Source organism: Microbacterium sp. I2 (genome assembly GCF_051364985.1).
In the GTDB taxonomy this organism is placed as follows: Bacteria; Actinomycetota; Actinomycetes; order Actinomycetales; family Microbacteriaceae; genus Microbacterium.
Map to the genome: position 1 here is coordinate 71,828 of NZ_JBLWIH010000027.1, position 17,545 is coordinate 89,372.

Annotated in this window: 15 protein-coding genes and 1 pseudogene; 8 read left to right on the forward strand and 8 right to left on the reverse strand. The window is 70.2% G+C overall.

Annotated features, from left to right (window positions below; translation table 11 throughout):
* Positions 1-37: 37 nt before the first annotated feature.
* Positions 38-712, forward strand: a complete 675-nt coding sequence (locus ACLKM7_RS19335) for a rhamnogalacturonan acetylesterase (RefSeq protein WP_436448931.1) — start codon at positions 38-40, stop codon at positions 710-712.
* A 95-nt stretch (positions 713-807) separates the two neighbouring features.
* Here the strand turns inward: ACLKM7_RS19335 and ACLKM7_RS19340 are convergent, their stop codons facing one another.
* The 5 genes from ACLKM7_RS19340 to pgm form a co-directional block, all read right to left on the reverse strand.
* Entirely contained in the window at positions 808-1,827 is a 1,020-nt protein-coding gene (locus ACLKM7_RS19340; RefSeq protein WP_436448932.1) for a LacI family DNA-binding transcriptional regulator, read from the reverse strand.
* Between the two features lie 74 nt (positions 1,828-1,901).
* Positions 1,902-2,048 carry a hypothetical protein gene (locus ACLKM7_RS19345; protein WP_168911712.1) on the reverse strand — a complete coding sequence of 49 codons (147 nt, stop codon included), beginning with the start codon at positions 2,046-2,048 and terminating at the stop codon, positions 1,902-1,904.
* Positions 2,049-2,118: 70 nt separating this feature from the next.
* Complete coding sequence (locus ACLKM7_RS19350; protein WP_436448933.1) at positions 2,119-2,853, reverse strand: cupin domain-containing protein; 735 nt, start codon at positions 2,851-2,853, stop codon at positions 2,119-2,121.
* Positions 2,850-3,761, reverse strand: a complete 912-nt coding sequence (locus ACLKM7_RS19355; protein ID WP_436448934.1) for a PmoA family protein — start codon at positions 3,759-3,761, stop codon at positions 2,850-2,852. Before ACLKM7_RS19355 ends, ACLKM7_RS19350 begins: the two co-directional genes overlap by 4 nt.
* Before the next feature lie 114 nt (positions 3,762-3,875).
* On the reverse strand, positions 3,876-5,516 hold the full coding sequence (pgm, locus tag ACLKM7_RS19360) for a phosphoglucomutase (alpha-D-glucose-1,6-bisphosphate-dependent) (protein ID WP_436448935.1): 1,641 nt from the start codon (positions 5,514-5,516) through the stop codon (positions 3,876-3,878).
* 264 nt (positions 5,517-5,780) lie between these two features.
* Between pgm and pheA the strand changes: the two genes are divergently transcribed.
* Positions 5,781-6,761: a prephenate dehydratase gene (pheA, locus tag ACLKM7_RS19365; RefSeq protein ID WP_436448936.1), complete on the forward strand. Its 981-nt coding sequence runs from the start codon at positions 5,781-5,783 to the stop codon at positions 6,759-6,761.
* A gap of 110 nt (positions 6,762-6,871) precedes the next feature.
* Here pheA and ACLKM7_RS19370 read toward each other — a convergent pair whose 3' ends face one another.
* Both ACLKM7_RS19370 and ACLKM7_RS19375 read right to left on the reverse strand, forming a co-directional pair.
* Positions 6,872-7,936, reverse strand: coding sequence for an LLM class flavin-dependent oxidoreductase (locus ACLKM7_RS19370; protein ID WP_436448937.1), 1,065 nt, complete (start codon positions 7,934-7,936; stop codon positions 6,872-6,874).
* 40 nt (positions 7,937-7,976) lie between these two features.
* A pseudogene (locus ACLKM7_RS19375) lies at positions 7,977-8,631 on the reverse strand (NADPH-dependent F420 reductase).
* Positions 8,632-8,771: 140 nt separating this feature from the next.
* Here ACLKM7_RS19375 and ACLKM7_RS19380 point away from each other — a divergent pair.
* The 6 genes from ACLKM7_RS19380 (at position 8,772) to ACLKM7_RS19405 (ending at position 17,044) form a co-directional block, all read left to right on the forward strand.
* Complete coding sequence (locus ACLKM7_RS19380; protein WP_436448938.1) at positions 8,772-9,779, forward strand: LacI family DNA-binding transcriptional regulator; 1,008 nt, start codon at positions 8,772-8,774, stop codon at positions 9,777-9,779.
* Positions 9,780-9,947: 168 nt separating this feature from the next.
* Positions 9,948-11,639, forward strand: coding sequence for a glycoside hydrolase family 13 protein (locus ACLKM7_RS19385; protein ID WP_436448939.1), 1,692 nt, complete (start codon positions 9,948-9,950; stop codon positions 11,637-11,639).
* A gap of 51 nt (positions 11,640-11,690) precedes the next feature.
* A complete protein-coding gene (locus ACLKM7_RS19390) occupies positions 11,691-13,058 on the forward strand; it encodes an extracellular solute-binding protein (protein ID WP_436448940.1) in 1,368 nt (455 codons plus the stop codon).
* Between the two features lie 84 nt (positions 13,059-13,142).
* Entirely contained in the window at positions 13,143-14,126 is a 984-nt protein-coding gene (locus ACLKM7_RS19395; RefSeq protein WP_436448941.1) for a carbohydrate ABC transporter permease, read from the forward strand.
* On the forward strand, positions 14,123-15,049 hold the full coding sequence (locus ACLKM7_RS19400; RefSeq protein WP_436448942.1) for a carbohydrate ABC transporter permease: 927 nt from the start codon (positions 14,123-14,125) through the stop codon (positions 15,047-15,049). The genes ACLKM7_RS19395 and ACLKM7_RS19400 overlap by 4 nt, the downstream gene beginning before the upstream one ends.
* Positions 15,050-15,256: 207 nt before the next feature.
* Positions 15,257-17,044: a CocE/NonD family hydrolase gene (locus ACLKM7_RS19405; protein WP_436448943.1), complete on the forward strand. Its 1,788-nt coding sequence runs from the start codon at positions 15,257-15,259 to the stop codon at positions 17,042-17,044.
* 110 nt (positions 17,045-17,154) lie between these two features.
* On the opposite strand, the gene ACLKM7_RS19410 is transcribed toward ACLKM7_RS19405, so the two are convergent.
* Positions 17,155-17,545, reverse strand: a 391-nt coding sequence (locus tag ACLKM7_RS19410; protein WP_436448944.1) for a diacylglycerol/lipid kinase family protein, incomplete at its 5' end; no start/stop codon positions are given.

Consider the following 17,545-nt stretch of genomic DNA (forward strand, 5'->3'; position numbering starts at 1 on the left):
CGGATGCCGCTTCCGCCCGCCTCTGGAGGTTCTGCTCGTGACGTACCATCTCGCCGGCGACTCGACGGTCGCGCCCGCCAAGCCCGAGGAGCTGCCCATGACCGGCTGGGGTTCCTACATCGAACCCGTCGTCGGCGCGCCGGTGCGAAACCTCGCCTACGGCGGGGCGACGACCGAGTCGTTCCTTGCGGACGGTTCGTGGGATCGCTTGCTCGGTGGCGTCGAGCCCGGCGACACCGTCGTCATCCAGTTCGGCCACAACGATCAGAAGAACCCTGGGCTGCTCGCGTCGCGCGGCGGCTATCGCGACCGCCTCGAGCGAATGGTCCTGCAGGCGCGCGAGCGGGGCGCCGTCGCCGTGCTGTGCACCTCGACGGAGCGGCGCTGGTTCGACGGCGACCGGGTCACGCCGACGCACGGCGACTACCCCAATGCGGTGCGCGACCTCGCCCACGAGCTGGACGCGCCGCTCATCGACCTCACCGCATTCACCACGTGGCTCTACGAGGACCTGGGACCGGAGGCATCCCGCACCCTGCTCAGCCACTTCGCCCCCGGCCAGCACTCCGCCTGGCCCGACGGGCTCGCCGACGACACCCACTTCCACGAGCGCGGCGCGCGGCGCATCGCCTCGTTCGTCGGCTGGTCCTTGCGGGCGGCAGAGCGTCGCGACGGCGACGGCGAGGCGCTCGGGTCGCAGCTGGTCAGCTGACGGGGCACGCCGTCCGGCCACGTGAGTCGCGCGCCGTGTGCGCGATCGCCGACGCGCGGGGCAAAGTGCGCGACTCTAGAGCGAAGGGCGCGCCGTCAGCGGCCGGTGTGGCCGGTCGTCGACTCGCGCACGACGATCTCGGGCTGGTACACGATGTTGCCGAGGTCGGGCCCGGCCGTTCCGGCGATGCGAGCGAGCAGCAGCTCGGCCGCCGTGCGGCCCATCTCGCGGGCGGGCTGGCGCACCGACGTGAGCGGCACCGCGGCGAGCGCGGCGAACTCGATGTCGTCGTACCCGACGACAGCCACGTCCCGGGGCACGCGGACGCCGCCCGAGATCAGGCCGTGTACGAGACCGATGGCGAGGTGGTCGTTCGAGACGACGAGTCCGTCGGGCCGATCCGCCGGCGAGCGCGCTGCCAGCTGCTCGCCGAACGCCCGCCCCAGGTCGGACGTGGTGCGCTCGGTCCAGATCAGCTCGAGGCCGGCATCCGGGTGTCCCGCGACGGCCAGACGAGCACCGTGCAGACGCTCGCGCACTTGGCGGACTTCCTCGCGCGCGCCGACGAAGGCCAGGCGGCGCCGGCCGGCGGCAAGCAGGTGCTCGGCGGCGAGCCGCCCGCCCGCGACGTCGTCGAACGACACCGAAGGAACCTCCCCGGCGTCGTCGACCGCGTCGACGAGGACGACCGGGATGCCGCGCCCGCGTAACCGCTGCAGCCACGGCTGCAGGGGCCCGAACGGGCTCACCAGAGCGCCCTCGACCTGCACGCGCTCGAACAGCTCGAGGTGGTCGCGTTCCTTGCCGATGTCGTCGCTGGAGTTGCCGACCAGCACCCGCATTCCGGCAGCGGATGCGGCATCCTCCGCGCCGGCCACCATGTCGGCGAAGAACGGGTTGGCGATGTTGATCACCGTCATGCCGAGCAGCCCGCTTCGGCCCGCCCGCAACTGCTGAGCCGCCTGAAGCGGCACGTAGCCGAGCTGGTCGGCCGCGGACCGCACGCGCTGGACGAGCTTCTCGCTCACCATGTGGGGCCGGTTCAGCGCGTTCGAGACGGTGCTGATCGACACGCCGGCGCGCTGGGCGACGTCGCGGATCCCGGCTCGCTTCATGCTCGCCATGGTAGGCGCTTACCGGGGGAGCGGCCTCGCGGATGGGTGCCAGCCGGCCGCGTCCCCGGTGCGGACTAGCGCTTCTTGATGTTGGTGATCGCGTCGCTGTCGGCCGCGCGGCTGTTGGCCGCCTTCTTGTCGGCCTTCGCGAGGCGCTTCTCTTTCAGCGTCTTGGCGGGCGCGGTCTTGCCGCCCTCCTTGCGCGTGGATTTGTCACCCATGGGTTTCGCTCCTTTGAGAGCCGCGGTGACCCTGTGGTGCTGAGGCTACACGTACGCCCGTCCGACCAGGTCAGGGCAGAGGCGGAACGGGCCACTCCCAGGTCTGCAGGCGGCCGCACATGCCGAACCCGTGCGGGCCGTCGTCGCGGTCGCCGCGTGTGACCGCGGCGTCGGCCATGAGGCCCGGCATCCCGTCTGCCAGGCGCGTCAGCGCGTCGCGCGTGCGCGCCGTCTCGGCCTCGACCGTCGCGGCCCACAATCGCCGCCACCGCTCGACCCTCGGCTGCACCAGCCGCGCCGCGCGTTCGTGCAGCTCGGTCAGGGCGGCCGGACCTCGCTCCTCGAGCGCGGCGAGCAGCTCCCCATACCCGCGCATGGCCAGGTCGCGGCGGGCGCGCGCTGCGGCGGCCCGCTCGTCGTCGGTGCCTTCGGCGGGGAGCGTCGCGGCGGCCGCGTAGGCCTCGGGGTCGTCGAGCACGTCGGACGGGAAGGTCATGACGGCGTCGCCCGCCTCCGGCAGCCCGGCGTTCTGCATGACCACGACGAGCTCGAGCCGGCTGTGGTTCACCAGCCGGTGCACCGTGCCGGGAGAGAACCACACGACCTCGCCGGGTTCCAGACGATGGATGCCGCGCCCCGCAGTCGACACCGTGTGCACCTCGCCGGAGCCACTGGTCACGACGTAGCCCTCGCTCGAGGCGGTGTGCAGGTGCGGGGAACCGCCGCGCAGACCGTCCTGCGCCTCCCAGTCGTAGACCTGCAGCCTGCTCACGGCCACCCCGCCGGGGAAGAGCGGCGCGGTCACGGCGCCAGCTCCGCCGCGAGCGCGCGCGTCTCGTCGGGCGTCCAGATGCGGTCGCCGAACACATGACGGTGGCTCAGTGAGACGGAGTCGCCGGGTTCGAGCACGATCACCTCATCGAAAGAGGGGGAGGGCGCGAGGATGGGGAACGGCTCGCTGCGCACGAACCACCTGATCGGAGGAGCCCCGGTGGACGTGCCCGCGAAGGCGAGCACGGTGCCTCCGCCGTCGAACTCGTCGTGGTCGCCCGAGACCGCCACCCACGGAGCGCTCGAGCCCATCACGGCGTCGGCGCCGGCGTCGTCGGCGAGCCCGCCGGCGAGCACCCGGCCGCCCGTCCAGGCACGAGGCATCCGGATCACGAAACCGGTGTACCCGGCGCGAGGCCGGCCCTGCGTCGTCGGGCTGCCGAGTTCGAGCGCGCGGTCGGAGACGTTGCGCAGCGTCGTGGCGAAGTCCAGCTGCCATAGGCCGCGGTCGGTGTCGACGCCGTGGAATCGGTGGCTGCGCGTCTCGGCCAGCCATTCGTCACCGGCCCGCGTGATCCAGGTCAGCTGCTCGGCGAACGAGACCTCGGAGCCGGAGTCCCGGACAGTCGTGAAGGCGTCGTGCCGGATGCGCCCGACATTGTCGAGCAGCCTGTAGCCGGTGTCACGCTGGTAGGTCGGGCCGCCCCAGAAGTTCTCGCCCGACACGTGGGTCCACGTCATCTGCAGGCCCTTGTGCCAGCGGTGGTCCCACGGGCGGAACGCGGTGAGCGGCGCTCCGTCGAGCGCGCGCAACGGGTGAAGGACGGGCTTCGGACCTTCGGATGCCGCACCGCCCGGGTCGAACGCGTAGCGGGCGATGTCGACGCCGGCGGCCGTCACGGAGAGCTCGGTGTCATCGGCGCGCAGCGCGATATCTGCCATGCGCCTATTGTGCCCGAGCCGGACGGAAAACGCTTCCCGTCTGACTGATGCGCCGAACCGTCGCAAATGGCCGCCGACGCCGGAGTCCGAGCGGCCATTCGCGACGGCTCGCGGTCAGGCGCCGAGCGCCTCGGTCACCACGGCGCGGGCCTCCTCCTGCACCTGTGCGAGGTGCTCGGGGCCGCGCAGGGACTCGGCGTACAGCTTGTAGACGTCCTCGGTACCCGAGGGGCGTGCGGCGAACCACGCGTGCTCGGTCTGCACCTTGACCCCGCCGATCGCCGCGCCGTTGCCGGGCGCGTGCGAGAGCTTTGCGGTGATCGGCTCGCCGGCAAGCTCGGTCGCGGTGACCGCGTCGGGCGAGAGCTTGCCGAGCGCCGCCTTCTGGGCGGGTGTCGCCGGGGCGTCCACGCGCTGGTACGCCGAAGCCCCGAACTCGGACTCGAGCTCGGCGTAGCGCTGCGAAGGCGTCTTGCCGGTCACAGCCAGGATCTCGGCCGCCAGCAGGCACAGCAGGATGCCATCCTTGTCGGTCGTCCACACCGAGCCGTCGGTGCGCAGGAACGACGCACCGGCCGACTCCTCGCCGCCGAACGCCACGGTGCCGTCGAGCAGACCGGGAACGAACCACTTGAACCCGACCGGCACTTCGAGCAGCGGCCGGCCGAGCGACGACGCGACCCGGTCGATGATCATCGAGCTGACCAGCGTCTTGCCGACCGCGGCATCCGTCGGCCACCCGTCGCGGTGTGAGAACAGGTAGTCGATCGCGACCGCCAGGTAGTGGTTGGGATTCATGAGCCCGGCGTCGGGCGTGACGATGCCATGCCGATCGGCGTCGGCGTCGTTGCCGGTGAGGATGTCGTACTCGTCGCGGCGGCCGATGAGCCCCGCCATCGCCGACGGCGACGACGGGTCCATGCGGATCTTCTCGTCCCAGTCGAGCGTCATGAACTTCCACGTCGGGTCGACGTCGGGATTCACGACGGTGAGGTCGAGACCGTGCACCTCGGCGATCAGGGCCCAATAGTCGACGGATGCCCCGCCCAGCGGGTCCGCTCCGATCCGCACGCCCGAGCGGCGGATCGCCTCGACGTCGATGATGTTCGACAGGTCGCGCACGTAGGCGTCGCGGAAGTCGTACTCGCCGATCGTGTCACCGTCGAGATCCTTGAACGGCGTGCGCGCCACGCCGTCGAGCCCCGCCGCGATGAGCGCGTTGGCGCGGTCCGCGATCCAGCCGGTGGCATCGGTATCGGCGGGTCCGCCGTTCGGCGGGTTGTACTTGAACCCGCCGTCACGCGGCGGGTTGTGGCTGGGGGTCACGACGATGCCGTCCGCGCGGCCGGGGTCGCCAGCATCCCGCCCCCTGTTGTAGGTCAGGATCGCGTGACTGAGGGCGGGCGTCGGTACCCACGAGTCGCGTGCGTCGACGCGCACGTCCACGCCGTTGGCCACGAGCACCTCGACGGCGCTGCGCTCGGCCGGCAGCGACAGCGCATGAGTGTCGCGCCCGAGGAACAGCGGCCCCTCGATGCCCTGGGCGCGGCGGTAGTCGACGATCGCCTGGGTCGTGGCGAGGATGTGGGTCTCGTTGAAGCTCGCCGACAGGCTCGAGCCGCGGTGGCCGCTGGTGCCGAACGCGACGCGCTGCTCGGGCACGTCCGGATCCGGCGCGACGTCGTAGTAGGCGGCGATCACCTCGTCGACGTCGATGAGGTCGGATGCTTCGGCCGGCTGTCCTGCACGAGTCATGCCTTCCAGTCTGCCTCTCCTCGTGGCCGGGCGCATCGTCGGAGACGGGGGCTGCGTGTGGCGCCCCGACGAATCGTGCCCGGGAGCAGGTGGAAATCGTTGGACCGCTCGGCGCTGCCCGCGGGAACACGCGGATCGGTCCGGGCACTCCACCACGCAGCCTGCGCTCGGGCGCCCATCACGCTCCACCCGTCGAGCCGCGCGCCGGGGCCTCGCGCGCAGGCCGCGGCCCCGGCGGCCGGGCACGTGGCTAGGCTGGCACGCGTGACTTCCGAGGCCCCCGCCGCGCACGCCCCCGCTCCCGTCCGCCGCACCTACAGCTACCTCGGCCCCGCAGGCACGTTCACCGAGGCGGCGCTCGCGCAGGTGCCCGAAGCGCGCGGGCACGACTGGCGGCCGGTGCGCAACGTCGGCGAGGCCCTGGCCGATGTCGTCGACGGACGCTCGGATGCCGCGATGATCGCCATCGAGAACTCCGTGGACGGCGGCGTCTCGACCGCGCAGGACGCGCTGGCCACCGTGCCGGGGCTGCGGATCGTGGGCGAGTACCTCGTGCCCGTCGAGTTCGTGCTGGTCGGCCGGCCCGGTGCGCGGATCGATGACGTGTCACTCGTCGCCGCCCACCCGGTCGCTTACGCGCAGTGCCTGCAGTGGCTCACCCGCACGCTTCCGGCGCACTCGCATGTGCCTGCCGCCAGCAACGTCGCGAGCGCGATGGGCCTCATCGACGGGACCAGCGACGCGGATGCCGCGATCGCGCCTCCCGGGATCCTCGAGCATCATGAGCTCGAGCTGCTCGCCTCGAACATCGGCGACAATCCGCACGCCGTGACCCGCTTCGTGCTGGTCAGCCGCACGGTGGCGCCGCCGCCTCCTACCGGCGCCGACAAGACCTCGCTCATCGTCGAGCTGCCCGACGACCACCCCGGCGCCCTGCTCGAGATGCTCGAGCAGTTCGCGACCCGCGGCATCAACCTGTCGCTGCTGGCGTCGCGGCCCATCGGCGATGAGCTCGGCCGCTACCGCTTCGTGATCGACGCCGACGGGCACATCGAGGACGAGCGCATGGCAGACGCGTTGCTGGGGCTGCGCCGCTTCAGCCCGAAGGTGATCTTCCTCGGCTCGTACCCCCGCGCCGACCGTGCGGTGGTGCACTACCCCGAGCGGTACTCCGACGACGTCTTCGTCGAAGCGCGCGACTGGTTGCGCGGGCTCATCTCGGGCGAGCCCGAGGTGCAGGAGTAGCACGACGGGTACCGCTGCGCGGCGTCATCCTCCGGCGTGCGACCGCGGCGTCGTCGACGGCGTCCCCCAGTCCCGAGCCTGCACCTTCCGGATGATCCCGCTCCGCTGACCTATGAGGCCATGAAGGGGGCGAGCAGCTCGAGCGTCTGCAGCCGGCCGGGCGAGGAATCCATCGGCTCGGTCTCGTACGAACCCGCGATCGGCGAGATCATCACCTCGTCGACGCCGTGCTGCGCGGCGAAGTCGCGGAGATCGGATGCCACGGCCTCGGCCGTGCCGACGAACCATTTCGCACGCGCCGCGGTCATGAACGTCTCGCCGAGCCCGGCGAACTCGTCGGCGCGGGCGATCGACTCCTCTACGGTCTCGAGCGGCACGAGCGGCTTGTTGGTGCGCAGGCGCGCAGTCATCCGCAGGTTGGGCAACGCTCGCGCTTCGGCCTCGTCCTGGGTCGCGGCGACCAGGACATTCGCGGTGAGGAACGTGCGAGGCGCGGCGAGGGTCTCGCTGGGCTGGAACTGGGTGCGATACAGCTCGAGGGCCCGCTCCAGGCCCTCACCCGAGAAGTGGTTCGCGAAGACGTAGGGCAGTCCGAAGGATGCCGCGAGCTGGGCCGAGTAGTCGCTCGAGCCGAGCAGCCACACCTCGGGCGTTGTCGTGGCTGACGGCGTCGCGCGCACCTCGTAGGTGCCGCCGCTCGTGAACCGCAGCGACGCGCCTTCGGACGACACGAGCGAGGCGATGTCGCGCACGTTCTCGGGGAAGCGCTCGACGTCGCTCGTGGTGCCGCTCTGACGCAGCAGCTGCGTGATGACCGGGTCGGAGCCGGGCGCACGTCCGATTCCGAGATCGATGCGGCCCGGCGCGATGGCCTCGAGTGCCGCGAATTGCTCGGCGACCACGAGCGGCGAGTGGTTCGGCAGCATCACACCGCCGGACCCGAGCCGGATGCGGGAGGTCCGCGCGGCGGCGGCGGCCGCGAGCACCGGTGGCGTCGTCGACGCGACGGCCGGCATGTTGTGGTGCTCGGCGAACCAGAAGCGGCGGTATCCGAGCTCGTCGGCGCGGACGACGAGCTCGAGGGATGCCGCGACCGCCTGCGCGCTCGTCTGACCGGTGCGCACCGGCACGAGGTCGAGGATGGAAAGGGCCGGGGCGGAGGCTGCGGTACTCATCGTCGAATGCAACCGTGCGCCCCGGCATCCGCATTCCGGATCAGAGGACGCGGTTCGCCAGGGCGAGGTTCTCGCGTAGCTGGTCGGCGGTCTGGCCGGGGGGCATACGCGGGGCGGTCGCGCTCGATGCGCCAGGACTCGGCGAGCGGGCCAAGGTTCACAGTGTCGTAGCCGAGCGCGTCGTAGATTCCGGTGACTAGTTCGATCGCCTCGGGGAAGTCGCTCGAGGTGCCGAGCGCACGGCGCTTCGGGTCGCCGGCCGGGTGGCCGGCGGTGGTGATCTCGTATGAGTGGATGTGGTTGAACGCCTTTACGACCTTGGAGGTCGGCAGATGCTTCTGGAGAAGGCGCGAAACGGTCTCTTCGCCGCGGTCGAGCGACTCGATGTGACCGTCGCGCTCGAAGTAGTAGTTGTTGGTGTCGAGCACGATCTTTCCCGCCAGCGGTGCGACCGGCACCTCGGGGAGCGCCTTGACCGGCACCGTCACCACCGCGATGTCGGCAGCCGCTGCGGCGTCGGCTGCCGTCGCGGCTGACACTTTCGGTCCGAGGTCGGCGACGAGGTCCGCAAGCGTCTCGGGGCCTCGTGAATTCGAGATCACGACGTCGTAGCCGATTCCTGAGAATGCGCGGGCGAGCGCGCTGCCGATGTGTCCTGCACCGATGATTCCGATTGTGGTCCTGCATGCCCGCAACCGCGCTGCCGGCTGCAGAATTCCATTCGCGCGAATGCTCGTAAGCCGGTGGAATCCGTTCCTGGGCCGAACGGCGTGCCTGCGTGCCGCGCCTGCAGCCCCTTGCGGAATCCTGCAAGTTCTTGCGTAAACTGAGCCGCATGTCGAAGCGTCTTGCCGAGGTCGCGCGCAAGGTCGGTGTGAGCGAGGCGACCGTCAGTCGTGTGCTCAATGACAAGCCCGGGGTGTCGGATGCTACGCGTCAGGCCGTGCTCACGGCGCTGGACGTGCTGGGGTACGAGCGTCCGACGAAGCTGCGGGGAGAGCGTGCCCGGCTCGTCGGGCTGGTGCTGCCCGAGCTGCAGAACCCGATCTTTCCGGCGCTCGCCGAGATCATCGGCGGGGGCCTGACGCAGAACGGCTACACGCCCCTGCTGTGCACGCAGAACGCGGGCGGCATCACCGAGTCGGACTACGTCGATCTGCTGCTCGCTCAGCAGGTCTCGGGCGTCATCTTCCTCGGTGGGAATTACAGTCAGGCGGATGCCGCGCACGAGCATTATGAGCGTCTGCGGCAGGTCAACCTCCCGGCTGTCCTGGTCAACGCGCGCATCGACGCCCTCGACTTCGCCACGGTGTCGACCGATGATGCTGCGGCCGCCGAGCAGGCGATCCAGCACCTGCACCAACTCGGGCACCGCCGCATCGGCATGCTTCTCGGACCCCTCGACCACGTGCCATCGCAGCGCAAGCTCGCGGCCGCGCGCCGGCTGCTCGAACGCCTCGGCTCGCCGCTCGAGGACGACGTCGTGGTGCGCGGCCTGTATTCGCTCGAGTCCGGCCAGGCCGGGGCATCCCGTCTCTTCGCCGCCGGCGCGACCGCCATCGTGTGCGCGAGCGATCCATTGGCGCTCGGCGCCGTGCGCGCGGCGCGACGGGCGGGACTGCGCGTGCCCGCCGACGTCAGCGTCGTCGGGTACGACGACTCGTTCCTCATGAGCTGCACCGAGCCGCCCCTGACCACCGTGCGCCAGCCGATCGAGTCGATGGGCCGCACCGTGATCGACCTGCTCCTGTCGCAGATCGCCGGCACGACCGAGGCCGGCGACGAGCTGCTGTTCGAGCCCGAACTCGTGCTGCGTGCGTCGACCGGCCCCGTCGCGGCCTGATCCGTATCCAAAGCTGACGCGAAGAATCGGCCACGCCCCTTCGGAGGCGTGGCCGATTCGCGTCTCCGAGAGGCCGTGACAAGATCATAATCTTGCGTGAATCTGTCCAAGACTTGCGTGACATCGCCCGTCACAATACATTCTCCTCATCGAGTCTTGCCATCGACGATGAGGAGTTCCGTGGACACCGAGGTCCTTGCCCGCGACAGCCGCGCGGTCCCCGCGACCGACGACCCGCTGTGGTGGCGGTCCGCCGTCATCTACCAGGTGTACGTGCGCAGCTTCGCCGACGGGAGCGGCGACGGCACGGGTGATCTCGCGGGCGTCCGGCAGCGGCTGCCCTACCTCAAGGGCCTCGGCGTCGACGCGATCTGGTTCAACCCGTGGTACCCGAGCCCGATGGCCGACGGCGGCTACGACGTGCAGGACTATCGCGACATCGACCCGCGCTTCGGCACCTTGGAGGAGGCGGAGCTGCTGATCCAGGATGCTCTGGCGCTCGGCATCCGGACCATCATCGACATCGTTCCCAACCACATCTCGGATCAGCATCCCTGGTTCCAGGCCGCGCTCGCCGCAGGCCCCGGCAGTCCCGAACGGGAGCGCTTCTGGTTCCACCCGGGCAAGGGCGAGAACGGCGATGAGATGCCCACCAACTGGGTGTCGAGCTTTCAGGGCGATACGTGGACGCGCACGACGAACCCGGACGGGACTCCGGGGGAGTGGTACCTGCACCTGTTCACACCCCAGCAGCCCGACCTCAACTGGAACCACCCGGACGTCCGTCGTGAGCACGAGGACATCCTGCGGTTCTGGCTCGACCGGGGCGTCGCCGGCGTCCGCATCGACTCGGCGGCGCTGCCGGTGAAGGATCCGGCGCTGCCGCCGTTGAACGGCTCGTCCTATGCGCCCGGCACTCACCCCCACCTCGACCGTGACGAACTGCACGATATCTACCGCGATTGGCGACGCGTGCTCGACGAGTACGACGGCACGCGCGTGCTCGTCGGCGAGGTGTGGCTCGACGACGCCGAGCGATTCGCGCGGTATCTGCGGCCGGACGAGATGCACACCGCCTTCAATTTCGACTTCATGACCCAGCCGTGGAGTGCGACCGCCTTGCGCGGATCGATCCAGCGCACGCTCACCGAGCACGAGCCGATGGGCGCGCCGGCGACGTGGGTGCTGTCGAACCACGACGTCACGCGTCCGGTGACGCGCTACGGGCGATCAGATTCGGCGTTCGCGTTCGCCCGCAAGCGCTTCGGGACGCCGACCGACCTCGCGCGCGGCACAGCGCGCGCTCGTGCGGCCGCGATGCTCGCCGCGGCGCTGCCGGGGAGCATGTACATCTACCAGGGCGACGAGCTCGGTCTACCCGAGGTCGAACTCCCGCGAGACGTCATCGAGGACCCGATGCACTTCCGGTCCGGCGGGGTGGATCCGGGACGAGACGGATGCCGCGTGCCACTGCCGTGGGCAGGAACCCGGGCGCCGTACGGCTTCGGCCCCGATCCGGACGTCGCCACGTGGCTGCCCCAGCCGCCGGATTGGGCAGACCTCACGGTCGACGCGCAGGCGCGGGACGCGGCATCCATGCTGTCGCTCTACAGGGCGGCGCTGCGGATCCGGCGCGAGAACCCCGATCTGCGCGACGACCGACTGCACTGGCTCGAACTCGGTGCCGACGTGCTCGCCTTCCGCCGCGGCGAGCGGACGGTCTCGATGACGAATCTCGGTCCCGTGCCGGTGCCGCTCCCCGCCCACCGCCGCGTGCAGCTGGCGAGCACACCGATGTCGTCGCTCGCCGGCTCCGGTGCGGCGCTGCCCCCCGACTCCACCGTGTGGCTCGAAGTCTGAGTCCCACACCCCCACCACCAACAACACAGCAGAAACCGAAAGGACCAGACAATGACGTCCACGACCCGACGCGCCACCCTCGGCGCGCTCGCCTTCACCTCGGCGGCCGCGCTGCTCGCCGGCTGCGCCGCTCCCGGCGGCGAGGCCGACGGCACCGTGACCCTGACCGTCGCCATCGACGCGGGGCTCGAGAAGGAGGCCCGCGACAACTTCGACGCCCGTGTCGAGGCGTTCGAAGAGGCCAACCCCGACATCACCGTCGAGGCTCAGGAGTACACCTGGACCGCGCCCACCTTCACGACCGACCTCGCCGGGGGCACGCTGCCCGACGTTTTCCCGATCCCGTTCACCGACGGTCGCGGGCTGATCGCGAACGAGCAGATCGCCGACATCTCGGCGCTCGTCGCCGAGCTGCCGTACGCCGACCAGTTCAACCCGAACATCGCGCAGGCCGGACAATCCGACGACGGCGCGCAGTGGGCCGTGCCGATCGCCGCCTACGGCCAGGGTCTGCACTACAACCGCGCGTTGTTCGAGGAGGCCGGTCTCGACCCGGACGCCCCGCCGGCGACGTGGGAAGAAGTGCGCGAGGCCGCAAAGCAGATCGCGGATGCCACCGGGCAGGCCGGCTACGCGACGATGACGTCCGGCAACACCGGCGGCTGGATCCTCACGACGCTCGTCAACGCGTTCGGTGGGCGCACCGAGAACGGTGACGCCACTGCACCGACGATCGACTCGGATCCGGCTGTCGCCGAGGTGCTGCAGTACCTGCACGACCTGCGGTGGAGCGACAACTCGATGGGCTCCAACTTCCTCTACGACTGGGGCACGATCAACCAGGACTTCGCATCGGGGCGCATCGGCATGTACGTGTCGGGCGGAGGGAACTACGGCAACCTCCTGACGCAGAACGCCCTGAACCCGGACGACTACGGACTGACCGTGCTGCCGTTGCAGGGCGAGGACCCGGGGCTGCTCGGCGGCGGGACGCTCGCCGCGGTGAGCCCCAAGGCGAGCGAGGCCGAGCAGGCGGCGGCCGTGAAGTGGATCGACTTCTACTACCTTGCCAAGCTCGCCGATGAAGACACGGTCGTCGAGACCGCGGAGCTCGCGGCATCCCTCGACCAGCCCGTCGGCGCGCCGGAGCTGCCGATCTTCGATCAGGAGCAGTACGAGCAGTACCAGGCCTGGATCGCGCCGTTCGTGAACGTGCCCGTCGAGCAGATGGCGCCGTACACCGATGCGATCTTCGACCAGCCGCTCATCGCTGAGCCCCGCGTGGCGACGCAGGACGTGTACGCCCTGCTCGACACCGTCGTGCAGGCGGTGCTGACCGACGAGAACGCCGACATCGACGCCCTCCTGGCCGATGTCCAGGCGCAGGCAGAGGCGCTCTACGAAGCAGCCGCCGAGTAGCCCGGCGCGGTCTTCCGGGACGCGTCACCGCGCCCCGGGAGACCGCACCGCGCCATCGTCCGGAACGACACGACAGGACCCGCCATGACGCAGCTGACGCCGATGACGGCACCGCCCTCTGCCGCCGACACGTTCGAGACCATCGAGCGGGTGGCGCAAGCTCCGCGCCGGCCGCGCGGCATGTCCGGCTGGTTCCGCAGCGACGGGCCGCACACCCTCGTCTTCTTGATCCCGCTGCTGTTCAGCTTCGTGCTGTTCTCGTGGAAGCCGATCGTGGATGCGGCGGTCATGGCGTTCCAGCAGACGAACCTCATCGCGCCGGCCGAATGGGTCGGGCTCGAGAATTTCGCGACCGTGCTCAACGACCCGCTGCTCGGCACGGCCGTGATGAACACTCTGTGGTTCGCGCTGCTCGCACTCCTTCTCGGCTACCCGATCCCGCTCGTGGTCGCGGTGCTGATGAGCGAGGTCCGCCGTGGTCGCGGGCTCTACAGCGCGCTCGCCTATCTGCCGGTCATCGTGCCGCCGGTGGTCGGGGCGCTGCTGTGGAAGTTCTTCTACGACGCGTCGCCGAACGGCGTGTTCAACACGATCATCGGCTGGTTCGGCGTCGCCCCGCTGCCGTGGCTGCAGGATCCGGCCACCGCGATGCCGTCGATCGTGCTGTTCGCGACGTGGTCCGCCGCCGGCGGCACGGTCATCATCTACCTCGCCGCCCTCATCGGGGTGGCGCCGGAGCTCTACGACGCGGCCGAAGTGGACGGTGCGGGGGTGTGGCGCAAGGTGTGGCACGTGACCATCCCGCAGTTGCGAGGCGTGCTGCTGGTCACCTTCATCCTGCAGATCATCGGCACGGCGCAGGTCTTCCTCGAACCGTTCCTGCTCACGGCGGGCGGCCCCGCCAACTCGACCATGACGGTGCTCATGTTGATCTACAAGTACGCGTTCCAGAACAGCCTGGGCGGCGACTACGGCGCCGCGACCGCGCTGAGCATCATGCTCGCCGTGGTCCTGGCCATCTTCTCCGCCGTGTACTTCCGGCTCACGAAGTCCTGGAGCACCTCGTGAGCGCGGTCGAGACGCCGGCCCGCAGGCGCCGCGAGGCGGTCGCGGACGCCGATCGCGGCATCCTGTCCACCGCCGACTGGGGCCGTCGCCGTGTGCGCGCCACCACACGCGTGACCCACGCGATCCTGCTGCTGTCGCTGATCATCGTGGGCCTCGGCCCGATCCTCTGGCTCGCGAAGTCGGCCGTCACACCGACGCAGGACACGCTGCGCCAGCCACTGGCTCTGTGGCCGAACGGGATCGACTGGGCGAACCTCGGTGAGGCCTGGACGCGCGTCGAGATCGACAAGTACTTCTTCAACACCGTCGTGATCGCGCTCGGGGTGTGGCTGGTGCAGGTGCTCGTCGCCACGACGGCCGGCTACGCGCTCTCGGTGCTGCGACCGCGGTACGGCAAGCTCGTGGTCTGGCTCGTCATGGCGACGCTGTTCGTGCCGAGCATCGTGCTGCTTGTTCCCCTCTATCTGACGATCGTGCAACCGCCGCTGCTGGGTCAATCCCTCATCAACACCTTCTGGGCGGTGTGGCTGCCGGCGGGGGCGAACGCGTTCAACGTGCTGCTGGTGATGCGGTTCTTCGACTCGCTGCCGCGCGAGGTCTTCGAGGCGGCTCGCATGGACGGCGCCGGCCCGTACCGGCTGTTCTGGTCGGTGGTGCTGCCGATGTCGCGGCCGATCGTCGGAGTCGTGTCGGTGTTCGCGGTGATCGCGGCGTGGAAGGACTTCCTGTGGCCGCTGCTGGTGCTGAAGGACCCGGCGATCCAGCCGCTGTCCGTACGGCTGCCGCAGCTCCAGCAGTTCATCGAGCTGGATGTCTTCCTCGCGGCCCTGGCGATCTCGACGGTCATCCCGGTTGTGCTGTTCCTGTTGTTCCAGCGGATCTTCCTCAACAGTGCAGGCATGGGCGGAGCAGTCAAGGGCTGACGGATGCCGCGCGCCCAGGCGGGGCGTCTTCGTTGGGAACCACGCCCCGCCGGGGGTTGACCATGTCCAGGAATATCAACCAGACTGATATTCCTTCGTCCCATCCGGGTCGGAGATTCCTGACTCTCGACGGTGAGATGAGGCGGCATGATCAGGGCACGAGCACGGACCACGCGAGCACGGACGAGACGGATGTGGGCGGCGGGGGTGGCGGCCCTCGCCGTCGCCGGCGCGACGCTCGCCACGGCTCCGGCCGTCGCAGACGAGCGGGTCTCGGAACCGGGCGTGTACGAGGGGTATTCTCCCGAGATCTACGACGAATGGGTGCGCGAGTCCCAGTACGTGCCGATGCGCGACGGCACGCGCCTGGCGGTGGACGTGTACCGGCCGGCCGTGAGCGGGGTGGCGGTGCAGACGCCGCATCCGGTGGTGTGGGAGCACCAGCTCAGCCGGGCGTCGGTCAGCGCATCCGGCGCGGTGCGGCTCGCCGGCGTCGAGAGCGGGATGGCGGAGCTCACGAAGCACGGCTACGTGGTCGCCTTCGTCGACCGACGAGGCAACGGCGCGTCGTTCGGCACCATGCGGGGCTACCACCCGAGGGCCGAGGCACGCGACGCCCACGACGTCATGGAGTGGTTCGAGGATCAGTCGTGGTCGACCGACCGGATCGGGGTGTTCGGCTGCTCGAACACCGGCGAGGCGGCGATGCACGCGGCGACCGCCGGATCGCCGCACCTGAAGGCGGTCTTCGCGGGCAACTACTCGTTCCACAAGTTCGACGGCTTCAACCGTGGAGGGATCCGCGCCAACTGGGGCGTGGGGCCCAACCGCACGCTCGAGCAGGATCTGACGAACCTTCCGGTCGACGGCGACGACGATGGCGCACTGCTGCGTCAGGCCGCGCTCGAGCATCAGGCGAACACATCGCTGCGCGACATGTGGCGCGCGGCGCCGTTCCGCGACAGCTACGTGGATGCGGTCGGCACTCAGCCTTGGGAGGAGTACAGCGTCGCGACGTATCGCGACGCGATCGAGCGGTCGGGTGCCGCGCTGTACAGCTGGGACGGCTGGCAGGACGACTTCCGCAAGGAGGTGCTCGTGAGCGCCGCCTCGCTCGCCAACCCGCACAAGGTGCTGGTCGGCCCGTGGGGACACTGCGGTTCGGACGGCTTCGACATCGTGGCCGAGCGGCACCGGTTCTTCGACTACTGGCTGAAGGGCGTCGAGAACGGGATCATGGATGAGCCGGCCTACACCTGGCTCGTCGAGCACGGTGACGGTCAGAGCGAGTGGCGCCAGTCCGACGTCTGGCCGAGTCGCTCGCACGAGGCCTCGCTCTACCTGGCGGAGGGGCGCAGCGGCACGGTCGAGTCGGTCAATGACGGCACGCTCGGCCTCGATCACCCCCGGGGGCGAGGTGGCGCCGACGAGTACCAGGTCGATTACACGCTGACATGCCCCGCGCCGGTCGGACTGGGGCAGACATGTCCGCAGGACGAGCACGGCCTGACCTACACGACCGAGGTGCTGACTTCGGCCGTCGAGGTGACCGGTCATCCCGAACTCGAGCTCACGCTGTCGTCGACGGCTCCCGATCAGAACGTCTTCGTCTACCTGGAGGATGTCGCTCCCGATGGATCCGTCCGGATCGTCACGGACGGCAGAGTCAGGGCGGCGCTGAGCGCGACCGGCGATTCGCCGTGGGATGTGCTCGGCACGCCGTGGTACCGCGGCACGGAGGCCGACTACGAGGCGCTCGAGCCGGGTGAGCCGCGGACCATGCGCGTGGACCTGCTGCCGACGTCGTACGTCTTCCCCGAGGGCCACCGGCTTCGCGTGACGATCACAGGGGCGGACGTGCGCGAGAGCATGCGAACCGAGGTCGAGCCGGCACCGCACCTCACCGTGCACCGCGACGCGGTGCTCGCCTCGAAGCTGGTGCTGCCCGTCGACGGGCCCCCCGGCAACGTGGGAGGCCTGCGCTCGGGGCGCTGACGCTCAGAGGATGATGCCCGGACGGCGGTGCTCAGTCGCCGCCGTCCGGGCCTGCCGTCTCGGAGTCGTCGAAGGGCGGACGGATGCCGCGCACCCGGCGGGCTCTGCGGTCAGAGCCCGTCGGTCGAGTGGCCGTTCGGCACCACGATCGTCAGGGCGCCCGGCTCGACGCGGGTCTTGACCGACACGGCCTCGCCGAACTCGTCGCCGTCGAGCTGCACCGGCTGCGCCTCATGCGTCGCGAGCTCGATGCCCGCACCGCGGGAGTATCGCACCGCGTTGTCTTTCGTGCGCAGCGCGAGCACGCGCCGGCCGGCGCGGAAGCGCCGCAGGAAGCTGTTGTCCCACGCGACGCGGCGCCACACGAAGACCCACCCCAGCGGGCCTTTGGGCTGGAAGATGACGATGTCGAGCGCGCCGTCGGTGATGGATGCCTCGGGGATGAGCTCGAGACCTGCCGGCAGTGAGCCGCAGTTGGCGAACAGCACGCTCTGCACGCGG

Coding starts and splice junctions, on each gene's coding strand:
- ACLKM7_RS19340 (WP_436448932.1), bottom strand. CDS start 1,827: ATGAAGCGAGCCGGGATCCGCGACGTCGCCCAGCGCGCCGGCGTGTCG.
- ACLKM7_RS19355 (WP_436448934.1), bottom strand. CDS start 3,761: ATGGCAGATATCGCGCTGCGCGCCGATGACACCGAGCTCTCCGTGACG.
- ACLKM7_RS19395 (WP_436448941.1), top strand. CDS start 13,143: ATGACGCAGCTGACGCCGATGACGGCACCGCCCTCTGCCGCCGACACG.
- ACLKM7_RS19370 (WP_436448937.1), bottom strand. CDS start 7,936: ATGAGTACCGCAGCCTCCGCCCCGGCCCTTTCCATCCTCGACCTCGTG.
- ACLKM7_RS19380 (WP_436448938.1), top strand. CDS start 8,772: ATGTCGAAGCGTCTTGCCGAGGTCGCGCGCAAGGTCGGTGTGAGCGAG.
- ACLKM7_RS19385 (WP_436448939.1), top strand. CDS start 9,948: ATGAGGAGTTCCGTGGACACCGAGGTCCTTGCCCGCGACAGCCGCGCG.
- ACLKM7_RS19390 (WP_436448940.1), top strand. CDS start 11,691: ATGACGTCCACGACCCGACGCGCCACCCTCGGCGCGCTCGCCTTCACC.
- pgm (WP_436448935.1), bottom strand. CDS start 5,516: ATGACTCGTGCAGGACAGCCGGCCGAAGCATCCGACCTCATCGACGTC.
- ACLKM7_RS19345 (WP_168911712.1), bottom strand. CDS start 2,048: ATGGGTGACAAATCCACGCGCAAGGAGGGCGGCAAGACCGCGCCCGCC.